Here is a 12454-nt window from a genome sequence, read left to right on the forward strand (position 1 = left end):
GCGGCGCGCCCCCCGACCTCTCCCCGCACGCGGGGAGAGGCGACGAGGCCGTCGTGTCCATCGGACGAGCCCGGCCATGACGGGGCAGGGAGTCCGGCGCTTCAAAGCGGCCGCTCACGCCGCCCCCGTCAGGAACGCCAGCAGCGCCTGCTGGGTGGCGGCCGGGTTCTCCTCCTGGGGGAAGTGGCCGGAGTCGATCGGCCCGCCGCGCACGTCGTCGGCCCATTCGCGCCAGGTGACGAGCGGCGCGTTCTCGCTCGGGATGCCCTTGGCGCCCCACAGCACCAGCATCGGGCAGTCGATCGTCTTGCCCGCCGCGCGGTCGGCCTCGTCGAAGGCGAGGTCGGTGGTGTGGCCGGCCCGGTAGTCCTCGCAGGTGGCGTGGATGCGCAGGGGATCCTGGAAGGCGGCGCGGTAGTGGGCGAGCGCGCGCGGGTCGAACGGGGTGAGATCCTTGGTGCCGCTCCAGCTCGCGATCTTCCAGTCGAGATAGTAGACCGGATCCTTGCCGATCATGGTCTCCGGGAACGGCGCCGGCAGGGCGAGATAGGTCCAGTGCCAGACCTTGTAGGCGAGCGTCTGGTCCATCTTGTGCCACATCGCCCAGGTCGGGACGATGTCGATCACGGCGAGCTTCTCCAGCCGCCCCGGATGGTCGAGGGCGAGCCGGTAGCCGACGCGGCCGCCGCGGTCGTGGCCGACGAGCGAGAAGCGGGCGTGGCCGAGCGCCTCCATCAGGTCGATCATGGCGGCCGCCATGGCGCGCTTGGTGTAGGGCGCGTGATCCGGCCCCGAGCGCGGCGCCGCCGACCAGCCGTAGCCCGGCAGGTCCGGCAGGATCAGGCGGAAATGCCTGGCCAGCGCCGGCGCCACCTTGTGCCAGATGACGTTCGACTGCGGATAGCCGTGCAGCATCAGGAGCGGCGGCCCGCTGCCGCCGGAGCGGGCGAACAGCTTGCCGGCGCTGGTGTCGATCCAGTGCGACTCGAAGCCGGGATAGAGGTCGGCGAGATCGGACATGCGATACTCCACTGCGGGGATCGTGGTCAGGGGCGCCAGGCCGGGACGATGTCGGTTCTGGAGAAGTCGTCGCCCTTGAAGAGGAGCGGGATGTCGAGCGACTTCGCGAGCGCGTAGGAGAAGCAATCGCCGAAATTCAGCGCTGCTGGATGACGCCCCCGGCCGTAGCGGACGAATGCCTGCCGAGCCCAGGCCCCCTGGACCGGGTCGACACTCGAAACCTCGATTCCAAAGTCCGCCAGAAGCCCGTCCAGCCGTGCAGCCTCCGCGTCCCGGCGCTTCCCGCACAAGGCGATCGTCGTCTCGACCACTCCGACGACGGACATGACGGCGGCCGGGGCGCTCAGGATGATCGTCTCGAAAACGGGTCGCTCGGCCTCGCCGAGCAGGATGGCCATCAGCGCGGACGTATCCACAACCATCAGGTCGGCAACCCGTTCTCGTCGTAGCCGATGATCTCGTCGGGGGTCAGGTGCTCGTTGATCTTCGGCAGCGAGTCGAAATAGGCGAGGGTCTCCCTGATCCGCTCCCGGCGTGCCGTGACGTCGCCGTCCCGCCCCTTCTCGTCCCGACTCGCCGGCAGCTGCGCCAGTCGTGCGTCGACGGCATGGGCGACGGCCTGCTCGGGGGTCTCGCCGGTGCGTGCGGCGAGCTCCCGGATCTTCGCCTCGGTCTGTGGATCGTCGATGACGACGCCCATCTCCGGCTCCCGCGGGCTGCAATCCCGGGCAGTATATAGGAGCCGGCGCCGCGCTGTCGAAGCCCCGGCTCAGCCGCGCCGGGCGAGGCCCTTGGCGCCGATGTCGCTGCGGCAGAAGCCGCCGGGCCAGCGGATCTCGGCGATCGCCGTGTAGGCGTGGGCGCGCGCCTCGGCCAGCGTCCGGCCGGTGGCGCAGACGTTCAGCACCCGGCCGCCGACGGCGACGATCCGCCCGTCCTGCTCGGCCGTGCCGGCATGGAAGATCTCGACGTCGTCGACCGCCATGGCGTCGCGCAGGCCCTCGATCACAGTGCCCTTCTCGTAGGCCCCGGGATACCCCTTGGCGGCCAGCACCACCGTGATGGCCGCGTCGTCGTGCCAGTGGAGCGAAAAGTCCTTCAGCTGGCCGTCGCAGGTGGCGAGCAGCGCCGGCACCAGATCCGACATCAGCCGCAGCATCAGCACCTGGCATTCGGGATCGCCGAACCGGACATTGTACTCGATCAGCTTCGGCCCCTCGGCCGTGATCATCAGGCCGGCGAACAGCACGCCCTTGTAGGGGCAGCCCATCGCCGCCATCGCCTTCAGGGTCGGCCGGACGATCTCGTCCATGGTGCGGGCCGTGATCGCGTCGGTCATCACCGGGGCGGGCGAGTAGGCCCCCATGCCGCCGGTGTTGGGGCCGACGTCGAGGTCGAAGGCGCGCTTGTGGTCCTGGGCCGAGGCGAGGGGCAGCGCGGTCTCGCCGTCGCAGAGGACGAAGAACGACGCCTCCTCGCCGGCCAGGAACTCCTCGATCACCACGCTGGCGCCGGCGGCGCCGAGCTCGCCGGCGAGCATGCGGTCGACCGCCGCCTCCGCCTCGCCGACCGTCTGGGCGACCACCACGCCCTTGCCGGCGGCGAGCCCGTCGGCCTTGACCACGATCGGCGCGCCCTTTTCGCGGATCCAGGCCTTGGCGGGCGCGGCGTCCGTGAACACCTCGTAGGCGGCGGTCGGAATCCCGTTCGCCCGGCACAGCGCCTTGGTGAAGCCCTTGGAGCCCTCGAGGCGGGCCGCGGCGGCGCTCGGCCCGAACGCCTCGAGGCCCGCCGCGGTCAGGTCGTCGACCAGGCCGGCGACCAGCGGCGCCTCGGGGCCGACCACCACGAGATCGACGGCGTTGTCGCGGCAGAAGCCGATCACGGCGGCATGGTCGGCGAGGTCGAGGGCGACGCAGTCGGCCTCCTGGGCGATGCCGGCATTGCCGGGCGCGCACCACAGGCGGTCGACGAGCGGGCTCGCCGCGATCTTCCAGGCGAGCGCGTGCTCGCGTCCGCCGGAGCCGAGAAGCAGGATGTTCATGCGCGACAGGCCGAGGCTGGGGTCAGGGAACCGGGTCGGCCGGTCTTATAGCAGCATTCGGCGGCTGCGAACCCGCTGCCGTCGTCCCCCGGGGCGGCGCGCCGGATCCCGGGCCTGCCCGGGGTCCGTCTTGTCGCGTGCCGAAGACGGCAGAAGCCGACTTCGATGCGCCGAGCCCGGGACCCATACGCCCTGTCTCGCGCGCCATCGGCACCGGGGACATGGATTCCGGGCTCGCGACCCTGCGGGCCGCGCCCCGGAATGACGGCCGTATGAATCGCGGCCGGCCCTCAGGCCTCGCCGAGGGTCTCGAACATCACGGCCTCCATCGCCTCGCGGGGCGGCTTGCCGGCCCACATGACGAACTGGAAGGCCTGATAGTAGCGCTCGCACGCCTCGGTGGCGGTGGCGAGCAGCGACTCGCATTGCGCTCCCGACGCCTCGACGCCGCCGGCCAGCACCAGCGCGTGGCGGAACATCACCAGCCCGTCGTTGGCCCACAGGTCGAAATGGCCGACCCAGAGCTGCTCGTTGATCATCGTGACCAGCTCGAGCAGCTCGGCGCGCCGGCGCTCGGGCACCTTCAGGTCGAACGCGCAGGCGAGATGCAGCGCCTCGATCTCGCTCATCCAGGTGAACGAGACCTGATAGTCGGTCCACTTGCCGGCCATCACCAGCGTGACCTCGTCCTCGCTGGAGCGTGCGAAGGACCAGTCGTTGACGGCGGCCACCCGCTCGACGATGTCGACCGGGTTGGCGTTCCGCGGGCTCTCGATCTCCATCAGCGACATGCCGCTTCTACCCCTCAAGTGCCGGACGCGGGAGCGAACGCACGAACGCGGACGCCACACGACGGCACGCGCCGGGTGCCCGAAGCGCCCGCACCTGCCAGGAAAGCCTGCAGCGCCGGGACTTCCACGAACACCGAATCACTCGGTCCATCGACTATAGAGCGCACCCCGGTCGGACGGAATCGGGTCCCACAGATGAATTCGTGCGGATCACGATCGTCCGTCCGGACGGCGGTTCCGGGCCTCGCGCGGAGGCGCCGGCGCGGCGCGGAGACGACGTCCCGGCCGCGTCCAAGGGTTCGTTCATTCCGCTGAATCGCGCAACGACCGGACCGCTCCGGTCCACAGGGAACCGCGCCGTCCACCGCGACAGTTTGACTCACGTCGCGCGCCCGGGACCGGTGCTTTGAATCAAAAGTGGAACGGATCGGAATCGGAGCCGGAACGTGTAGTTCGGCCGGCCGCGGCGGCCGCCGCCGCCCACGTGAGTCGGACGTGATCAGAAGACGTGATCAGGAGGCGCGAGCCGGGCGACCGGTGCGGGAATTCGTTCTCGATTCGGAAAGCCGGGCGAGGAGCGTCGATGGTCCGCTCGTCCCCGCGAAGGCGGGGACCCAGGGCGACACGGCAGAGCAATGCTGTTTCCGGGTGATCAGTTCCCGTCGTTCCGGGGCGCGGCGAAGCCGCGAACCCGGAATCCAGCGACAGCGTCCGAGTTCTCGGCTGGATTCCGGGTTCGGCGCTGCGCGCCGCCCCGGAATGACCCAGGCCGCCGGTTCAGTCGAACAGGCTCGACACCGACTCTTCGGCCGCGGTCCGGCCGATCGCCTCGCCCAGCAGGGTGGCGATGGAGAGCACCCGGATGTTCTCGGCGACCCGCACCGCCTCGGTCGGCTGGATCGAGTCGGTGATCACCAGCTCCTTGAGGCGCGACGCGGTGATGCGCGCGACCGCGCCGCCCGACAGCACGCCGTGGCTGATATAGGCGTAGACGCGCTCGGCGCCGCCTTCCAGCAGCGCGTCGGCGGCGTTCACCAGCGTGCCGCCGGAATCGACGATGTCGTCGACCAGGATGCAGGTGCGGCCCTCAACGTCGCCGATGACGTTCATCACCTCGGACTCGCCGGCGCGCTCGCGCCGCTTGTCGATGATGGCCAGCGGCGCGTTGATGCGCTTGGCGAGCCCGCGCGCCCGCACCACGCCGCCGACGTCGGGCGACACCACCGCGAGCTTGGAGAGCTCGAAGCGCTCCTTGATGTCGCGCACCATCACGGGCGAGGCGTAGAGATTGTCGGTCGGGATGTCGAAGAAGCCCTGCAACTGGCCGGCGTGCAGGTCGACGGTCAGCACGCGGTCGGCGCCGGCGCGCGTGATCAGGTTGGCGACCAGCTTGGCCGAGATCGGCGTGCGGGGCCCGGGCTTGCGGTCCTGCCGGGCGTAGCCGAAATACGGCATCACCGCCGTGATGCGCCGCGCCGAGGCGCGCTTGAGCGCATCCATGATGATCAGCAGTTCCATCAGGTGATCGTTCGTCGGGAACGAGGTCGCCTGGATGACGAACACGTCGGCGCCGCGCACGTTCTCCAGAATCTCGACGAAGATCTCCATGTCCGCGAAGCGGCGGACGACGGCGCGCGTCAGCGGCGTCTTCAGATACGCGGCAATCGCCTCGGCGAGCCGCGGATTGGAGTTGCCAGCGACGAGTTTGATCGCTCCATTCTTGCCAGGCATTCCCGACCTCCCGAACGCCCACGCGAGCGACTAACCTGTCCGGCGGCGCCTGAATACAAGGCGGTCGGGCCCGGTGCAATACGACGGTTTTGTTGTCCCGCGGGTTTTTGCCCGTCCCGGGACTCGTCCGGATACGTCCGCGCGGACTAGATTCGACCGCCGGAAAGACGCGCCGCGGCGCGGTCGGACGGGGCTTGCCGGCTCAGGGCGTGCTGGCGTCGTAGGCGGCGACCGCCATGCTTCCGTCGGCCGGCGGGGTCGCGTCCGGCGCAGGGGCCGGCGTGCCGGAGGGCGCCGCGGCGGGCGCCGGCGCGGTGCGCGGCGCCGCCATGAAGCCGGCCAGCCGCTCCATGCCGCTCGACGCCATGCGGCGAATCACCTGCTCGTCGGCGGCCGCCCAGGTGGTGCTGCCGGCGCCGCTCACCGGTTCCTCGCCGGACAACCGGAAGACGCGGCGCTGGTCGGCGTCGTAGACGTCCCACACCCAGCTCACCACCGACTTCTTCGGCGCCACGATGGTCGCCGTGTAGACGCGCACGCGGTAGTGCGCCGGCGTCTGGCGCGACACGACGGCGAGCTGGCGGGCCTGCGCCTCGCTCGTCAGCGACTGCACCATATGGTTGAAGACGCTCTCCGGCGGGCCGTCGATCGACTCGAAGGCGACGGTCGGCGTGCGGGCGGCGGCGACCGGGCCGGGCGTCTGCCCGGCGGTCTGGGTGCAGGCGGCGCAGCCGAGCGCCAGCAGGATCGCGCCGATCCGGCCGCGGCCACCCTGTCGTGCCGGCGACGTCGCGAGGCGCCGCGTCGGTAGACCCTGCATGCGAAATCGAGCCCCGTGCTGCCGTGGCCCGGTCGAGCGGGCCGGTCGGGCGGTACCCCCGCCTCGGTCGGTAAGGGATCCTTAACCGTAATTGCGGCGGGGGTCCAGCCGGGGGGATTTCGAAGCTCGTCCTCGGCGCGCGCCTGCGGCAGCACAACCTTTCGATGGTCGTCGCCCGCGCTGGCGCGCCGCACCGGGACGACCCGGGGTCGGCAAGCCTCGGCGCTTGCGATCCCGCCTCCGCCTCATCCCATCAGGGCGATGGCGTTGACGTGGCGGCCGTAGTCGGGCTCGCCGCGGTGGGTGGTGCGGCGATAGGAGTAGAAGCGCGCCTCGTCCGCATAGGTGCAGAGGCCGACGTCCTCGATGTGGCGCAGGCCGGCGGCGGCGAGCCGCGCCGCGATGTAGCCGGCGACGTCCAGCATCTCGCGATCCTCCCGGCCGGGGGCGAAGAAGCGGGCGTTGGCCGGGTCCTGGGCGACGAACAGGGCCTTCACCTCGGGGCCGACCTCGTAGCTCGGCTGGCGGATCATCGGGCCGATGGCGGCGACGATCCGGCTGCGGTCGGCGCCGAGCGTCTCCATCGCCGCGATGGTCGAATCCGTCACGCCGGCGAGCGCGCCGCGCCAGCCGGCATGCGCCGCCCCGACCACCCGGGCCTCCGGGTCGGCGAACAGCACCGGCCCGCAGTCGGCCGTCGAGGCGCAGACGGCGAGGCCCGGGGTACGGGTGACGATGGCGTCGAGCTTCGGGCGCTGCGCGGCCGTCCACGGCGTCTCGGCGACGATCACGTCGGCCGAGTGGATCTGGATGGCGCTGAGCAGGTTCTCCGCCGGCACGCCGACCGCCGCCGCCATGCGGGCGCGGTTCTCGGCGACCCGGGCCTGGTCGTCGCCGGAGCCGAAGCCGGCGTTGAGGCTCGCATAGAGCCCCTCGGAGACGCCGCCCTCGCGGGTGAAGAAGGCGTGGCGGATGCCGGGCAGGGCCGAGAGCGAGCGGGCGGTCACCATCATGGCGCGGTCTCCAGTCCGGGCAGGGGGCCGAGGGCGGGATCGGCGAGGCCGATCGCCTTGAACAGCGTGCCCATCCCGGTCTTCGTGCGGGTGTCGGTGAGGCGGGCGAGCGCCGTGGCGATCTCGGCGGCGCGATCCGGGTTCTTCGCGGTCAGGGCCGCCGCCCGGGCCTCGATGCCGAGGCTCTTCAGGAAGGCCGCCTGGGTCACCGGGCCGTGCACGGCCGCTCCGGCGGCGGCCGCCGCCCGGCCGAAGGCGACGAAATCCACGTGCGCGGTGAGGTCGGCCTCGCCGGGGGCGGCGAGCGGGTCGGCGAAGGCGTGGCCGGCGAGCGCCTGCAGGGTCTCGCCGAGCCCCTGGTCGACATGGCCGTAGTCGATCACCAGCGCGGCGCCGCCGCGGGCGACCCGGCGGGCCAGCGCCGTGACCGGCGCCTCGTCCCGCCACTCGAACACCGAGCCGGACGGGGCCACCCGCCAGAACTCCGGAACCCGCGCGGCCAGCGCCGGGTCGGCCGGGCCGGTGGCCCAGGCGAAGGTGTCGTCGGGGCCGAGCGTCACGGTCCGCTCGCACCAGCCGTGGCGCGTCTTCACGGCCTGATGGACCGGCAGGGCGTCGAAGAATTCGTTGGCGAGCACGATCGCCGGGCCGTCCGGCACCTCGGAGAGGTCGCGATGCCAGGCGACCGGCACGCCGGCGGCGGCCAGCCGCTCGCGCTGGAGCGCCGCGAGCACCGGGCCGGTCTCGACCAGGTGCACCGACAGGGCCGGGCGGAACGCCGGGACGACCCGGGCCGCGCGCAGCATGTCGGCCATCATGGTGCCGCGGCCGGGGCCGAGTTCGACCAGCCGGACCGTGCCCGGCATCCCCATCTGCTGCCAGACGGCGGCGGCCCACAGCCCCAAGAGCTCGCCGAACATCTGGCTGATCTCGGGGGCCGTCACGAAGTCGCCGGCGCGGCCGAGCGGATCGCGGGTGACGTAGTAGCCGTGCGCGGGATGGCCGAGGCAGAGCGCCATCCAGTCGGCGAGGGGCAGGGGCCCGCCGGTGCGGATCGTCTCGCGCAGGAGGGCGGCGAGCGGGGACGGCACCGGAGTCACGCGGCCTCGGCGGGCGTCGCCGGCGCGGCGCCCCCGAGCGGCGGCCGCCGCAGCGCCGCGACGATGAAGCCGACGCCGGCCAGGAACAGCGGGATCGACAGCAGCATCCCCATGGTCAGGCCGCCCCACAGGAAGCCGAGCTGCGGGTCGGGCTCGCGGAAGAACTCGCAGAACGAGCGCGCCACCGCATAGAAGCAGGCGAACAGGCCGACCACGAGGCCGGGCCGCTTGAGGGCACCAGCCCGCACCGCGATCGCCAGCACGACGAACAGCGCGAGCCCTTCCAGCCCCGCCTCGTAGAGCTGGCTCGGATGCCGCGGCCAAGGGCCGGCGCCCGGGAACACCATGGCCCAGGGCACGTCCGGCGCCGGCCGGCCCCACAGCTCGCCATTGATGAAGTTGGCGAGGCGGCCGAGGAGGATGCCGATCGGCGCCACGGCGCAGGTGAGGTCCCCGACGGTGGGGATCGACAGGCCGCGCGAGCGGGCGAACAGCACCACGGCGGCAACGCAGCCGAGGAAGCCGCCGTGGAAGGACATGCCGCCCTCCCACAGCTTCACGATCTTCAGCGGGTCGGCGAGGAACAGGTCGAAATTGTAGAACAGCACGTAGCCGGTGCGGCCGCCCAGGATGATGCCGAGCGTCACCCAGACGACGAAGTCGTCGAAGTCGACGACCGTGAGGGGCGCCGGTCCGCCCCACAGCCGGTCGTTGCGGATCAGCGCCCGGGCATAGACCCAGCCGAGCAGGATTCCGACGATGTAGGCGAGGGCGTACCAGCGGATCGCCAGCGGGCCGAGGCTGACCAGCACCGGGTCGATCCGCGGGAACTCCAGGACGGCAAGGGGCATCGGCAGTCTCTCGGGCGGAACGGGTCCGCGGACGGAACGGGTCCGCTGGCGGACCGGGCGGCGGGCGGACCGGTCCGCCGGGGCGGAACAGGCGGGTGCGCCCGGCGGTTCGGGTGATGGGGCGGCGGCCGCCGCCCGTCAAGCGGGGGCGCCGGCCGGGGTGTGCGGGCCGCCGGTCGGGCCGCGCGGCGCTTGCGTCGCTGCACCGCGATCGCCATTGTCTGGCGCGACCGACTCCCATTGCCGATCATGCGTTCCGGAGACGACATAACGATGGCCCAGACGACCAGCCGGTTCTTCGACGAGATGGCCCGAATGATGAACGACGCGGCCGGCGTCGCCCAGGGCGTGCGCCGCGAGGCGGAGACGCTGATCAAGGCCCAGGCCGAGCGCATCCTGCGCGACATGGACATCGTGCAGCGCGAGGAGTTCGAGGCGGTCAAGGAGATGGCCCGCCTCGCCCGCGAGGAGAACGAGGTGCTCAAGGCCCGCCTCGCCGCCCTGGAGGCCAAGCTCGCCCCGTCGAGCCCGACCGGCCTCGACACCGGCACGACTACGGTGGTCTGATACCGGTTCCGGCTGCTCGGTTCGCTGTCGGTCCGGGGCGCGGCGAAGCCGCGAACCCGGAATCCAGCGACGACCTCCAAAGTCCCGGCTGGAGTCCGGGTTCGGCGCGGAGCCTGTGCTCGGGCGGCGCGAAGCGCCGACCCGAGTGCGCGGCCCCGGAATGACCTGAACGGATCGGCCGGATCCCGCCGGCCGGGGCGACGCCGTTCTCCGGGGCCCCTTCCTTGTCAATTGCGGCGGCGTCTTGCTATAAGCCCGCGTTCCGCGGTCTGCACGCACCCCTGGAGGCCGGCCGCGCCGCCGCATCTGCGGCATTTCCATCCGTGCATCGACCGGGAGGGGCCGCACCAGCGGTCGTTTCCGGCTGGAGAGAGGATCAACCATGGCGACCGTCAAAGAGCTGAAGGCGACGTCGCGTCCGCGGGCCGGCAAGGGGGCCGCCCGGGCCGTTCGTCGCGAAGGCCTCGTACCTGGCGTTATCTACGGCGACAACAAGCCGCCCGTGACCATCGCGATCGACGCAGCCGAGCTGCGCCAGCGCATCCTGGCCGGCCACTTCCTGACGACGATCTACGACGTCGAGCTGGACGGCGCGAAGCATCGCGTGATTCCGCGCGACTACCAGCTGGAGCCGCTGCAGGACCGTCCGGTCCATGTCGACTTCATGCGGCTGGGCGAAGGCGCCACCATCCGGGTGCGGGTGCCGGTGCGCACCGTCAATCCGGAAGGCGCTCCCGGCATCAAGCGCGGCGGCACCGTCAGCGTCGTCACCCACTCGGTCGAGCTGCGCTGCCCGGCGGACGCCATTCCGGAGGCCATCGAGATCGATCTCGCCGGCCTCGAGATCAACCATTCGCGCCACCTCAGCGACGTCGCGCTGCCGCCGAACGTGCGGGCGGCCGGCAAGCTCGACCCGACGCTGGTCACCATCGTGCCGCCGTCCGGCTACGCCGAGGAGCTGCGCGCCGCCAAGGACGCGGCCGCGGGTGCGGCGGCTCCGGCCGCGGGTGCGGCGGCGGCCCCGGCGGCCGGCGCCAAGGCTCCGGCGGCGGGCGCCAAGGCCCCGGCGGCCGACGCCAAGGCCCCGGCCAAGAAGCCCGACGCCAAGAAGTGAGGCCGGTCCGGGGGCGGCCCGCGCCGCCCCCGGCCGACCGTGAGGCATCGTCATGCGGCTCCTGGTCGGGCTCGGCAATCCGGGCTCCCGCTACGCCGGCAACCGCCACAACATCGGCTTCATGGCCGTCGACGCGATCGCGCGCCGCCACGGGTTCCCCCCGTGGCGGAAGCGCTTTCACGGGCTGGCGACCGAGGGGCCGCTGGCCGGCGAGCGCGTCATGCTGCTGATGCCCGAGACCTACATGAACGAGTCCGGCCGCGCCGTGCAGGAGGCCGCGCAGTTCTACAAGGTCCCGGTCGGCGACGTGGTCGTGCTGCACGACGAGCTGGACCTGCCCCCCGGGAAGGTGCGGGTGAAGACCGGCGGCGGGGCCGCCGGTCACAACGGCCTGCGCTCGATCGGCGCCCATCTCGGCAACGAGTTCCGCCGGGTCCGCATCGGCATCGGCCATCCGGGCGTCAAGGAGATGGTGCAGCACTACGTGCTGCAGGACTTCGCCAAGGCCGAGCGCGACTGGGTCGAGACCCTGTGCGACGTCGTCGCCGACAATGCCGGCCTGCTCGCCAAGGGCCAGGACGCGACCTTCCAGAACAAGGTCCACCTCGCCATGCAGGCCAAGGGCTTCCTGGGGCCCGACAAGGAGGCGGCCGGCGGCGGCACGGCCGGGAGGCCGGAGCGCGCTTGACACGGAAACACTGAAAAACGAGATCAGTGTGGAGGTGTCCCATGAAGAACGTGACCATCACGCTTCCGGACGACGTTCTGGCCCGCGCCCGGGTGGAGGCGGCGCGGCAGGGCAAGAGCCTGTCGCGTTATGTCTCCGAGATCGTCGAGGAGCGGTGCCGCGGGTCGGACGATCTTCTGGCTGCTCTCGAACCCTATTTGAGCGGTCCAGGCTTTCCCGGGGCCAGCAAGGACTGGCCGACGCGCGAGGAGATTTATGCCGAGCGGGAGGAGGAACTGGTTCGTCGATACGAATCTCATCGTCTACGCGATCGATCCGAGCGAGCCGGAGAAGCGGGAGAAGTTCGCGGAATGGCTGAGGGTGATGATCAGGACCCGTATGCTGGTCCTCAGCCCTCAAAGCCTGAATGAGTGCTATCGGGTTCTCACCGACCGCCGCCGTCTCGATCGCATGGAGGTTCGCAGCTTCATCGAGCGCCTCGTGCCGTTTTGTACCGCCAAGCTGGATCCCGACGTCCTCCACCGCGCGTGGCGCGTGCAGGATGCCGACGGTTTCGGCTGGTGGGATTCTCTGCTGATCAGTTCCGCCCTGATCGCCGGTTGCAGCGTCTTCCTGAGCGAAGACATGCAGCACGAGCGGGCGATCGAGGGTATGACCATCCTAAACCCCTTCAAGCTCGGGTCCCCCGAGCCCTTCTTCTCCTGACGAGAGCATC

At 71.5% G+C, this 12454-nt stretch carries 15 protein-coding genes; 5 read left to right on the forward strand and 10 right to left on the reverse strand.

Annotated elements, in window-relative coordinates:
• Positions 1–114: 114 nt before the first annotated feature.
• The 10 genes from J2S22_RS27100 to lgt form a co-directional block, all read right to left on the reverse strand.
• The gene (locus J2S22_RS27100; protein WP_272779970.1) at positions 115–1020 is read right to left on the reverse strand and encodes an alpha/beta fold hydrolase; all 906 of its coding nucleotides are present in this window, start codon (positions 1018–1020) and stop codon (positions 115–117) included.
• Positions 1021–1046: 26 nt separating this feature from the next.
• Positions 1047–1442, reverse strand: a complete 396-nt coding sequence (locus tag J2S22_RS27105) for a type II toxin-antitoxin system VapC family toxin (protein WP_272779971.1) — start codon at positions 1440–1442, stop codon at positions 1047–1049.
• Positions 1442–1720 carry a type II toxin-antitoxin system VapB family antitoxin gene (locus tag J2S22_RS27110; RefSeq protein WP_272779972.1) on the reverse strand — a complete coding sequence of 93 codons (279 nt, stop codon included), beginning with the start codon at positions 1718–1720 and terminating at the stop codon, positions 1442–1444. The genes J2S22_RS27105 and J2S22_RS27110 overlap by 1 nt, the downstream gene beginning before the upstream one ends.
• A gap of 69 nt (positions 1721–1789) precedes the next feature.
• A complete protein-coding gene (gene purD, locus J2S22_RS27115; RefSeq protein ID WP_272779973.1) occupies positions 1790–3064 on the reverse strand; it encodes a phosphoribosylamine--glycine ligase in 1275 nt (424 codons plus the stop codon).
• 290 nt (positions 3065–3354) lie between these two features.
• Complete coding sequence (locus tag J2S22_RS27120; RefSeq protein WP_272779974.1) at positions 3355–3855, reverse strand: type III secretion system chaperone family protein; 501 nt, start codon at positions 3853–3855, stop codon at positions 3355–3357.
• A 777-nt stretch (positions 3856–4632) separates the two neighbouring features.
• Complete coding sequence (locus J2S22_RS27125) at positions 4633–5586, reverse strand: ribose-phosphate pyrophosphokinase (protein WP_272779975.1); 954 nt, start codon at positions 5584–5586, stop codon at positions 4633–4635.
• Positions 5587–5788: 202 nt separating this feature from the next.
• On the reverse strand, positions 5789–6406 hold the full coding sequence (locus tag J2S22_RS27130; RefSeq protein WP_272779976.1) for a hypothetical protein: 618 nt from the start codon (positions 6404–6406) through the stop codon (positions 5789–5791).
• 245 nt (positions 6407–6651) lie between these two features.
• Complete coding sequence (pgeF, locus tag J2S22_RS27135; RefSeq protein WP_272779977.1) at positions 6652–7419, reverse strand: peptidoglycan editing factor PgeF; 768 nt, start codon at positions 7417–7419, stop codon at positions 6652–6654.
• On the reverse strand, positions 7416–8519 hold the full coding sequence (locus J2S22_RS27140) for a class I SAM-dependent methyltransferase (RefSeq protein ID WP_272779978.1): 1104 nt from the start codon (positions 8517–8519) through the stop codon (positions 7416–7418). Before J2S22_RS27140 ends, pgeF begins: the two co-directional genes overlap by 4 nt.
• Positions 8516–9370 (reverse strand): prolipoprotein diacylglyceryl transferase, encoded by an 855-nt coding sequence (gene lgt / locus J2S22_RS27145; protein WP_272779979.1) that lies wholly within the window; start codon positions 9368–9370, stop codon positions 8516–8518. Before lgt ends, J2S22_RS27140 begins: the two co-directional genes overlap by 4 nt.
• 273 nt (positions 9371–9643) lie before the next feature.
• On the opposite strand from lgt, the gene J2S22_RS27150 reads away from it, so the two are divergent.
• The 5 genes from J2S22_RS27150 to J2S22_RS27170 all read left to right on the forward strand — a co-directional run bounded on the left by J2S22_RS27150 (position 9644) and on the right by J2S22_RS27170 (position 12444).
• Entirely contained in the window at positions 9644–9937 is a 294-nt protein-coding gene (locus tag J2S22_RS27150; protein ID WP_272779980.1) for an accessory factor UbiK family protein, read from the forward strand.
• A gap of 382 nt (positions 9938–10319) precedes the next feature.
• Positions 10320–11051 (forward strand): 50S ribosomal protein L25/general stress protein Ctc, encoded by a 732-nt coding sequence (locus J2S22_RS27155; RefSeq protein ID WP_272779981.1) that lies wholly within the window; start codon positions 10320–10322, stop codon positions 11049–11051.
• Between the two features lie 52 nt (positions 11052–11103).
• Positions 11104–11739 carry an aminoacyl-tRNA hydrolase gene (gene pth, locus J2S22_RS27160; protein WP_272779982.1) on the forward strand — a complete coding sequence of 212 codons (636 nt, stop codon included), beginning with the start codon at positions 11104–11106 and terminating at the stop codon, positions 11737–11739.
• A gap of 41 nt (positions 11740–11780) precedes the next feature.
• Positions 11781–12149, forward strand: a complete 369-nt coding sequence (locus J2S22_RS27165; RefSeq protein WP_272780006.1) for a hypothetical protein — start codon at positions 11781–11783, stop codon at positions 12147–12149.
• Positions 12049–12444: a PIN domain-containing protein gene (locus J2S22_RS27170; protein WP_272780005.1), complete on the forward strand. Its 396-nt coding sequence runs from the start codon at positions 12049–12051 to the stop codon at positions 12442–12444. Before J2S22_RS27165 ends, J2S22_RS27170 begins: the two co-directional genes overlap by 101 nt.
• Positions 12445–12454 lie beyond the last annotated feature (10 nt).

This window comes from Rhodoplanes tepidamans, from assembly GCF_030813915.1.
Taxonomy (GTDB): domain Bacteria; phylum Pseudomonadota; class Alphaproteobacteria; order Rhizobiales; family Xanthobacteraceae; genus Rhodoplanes; species Rhodoplanes tepidamans.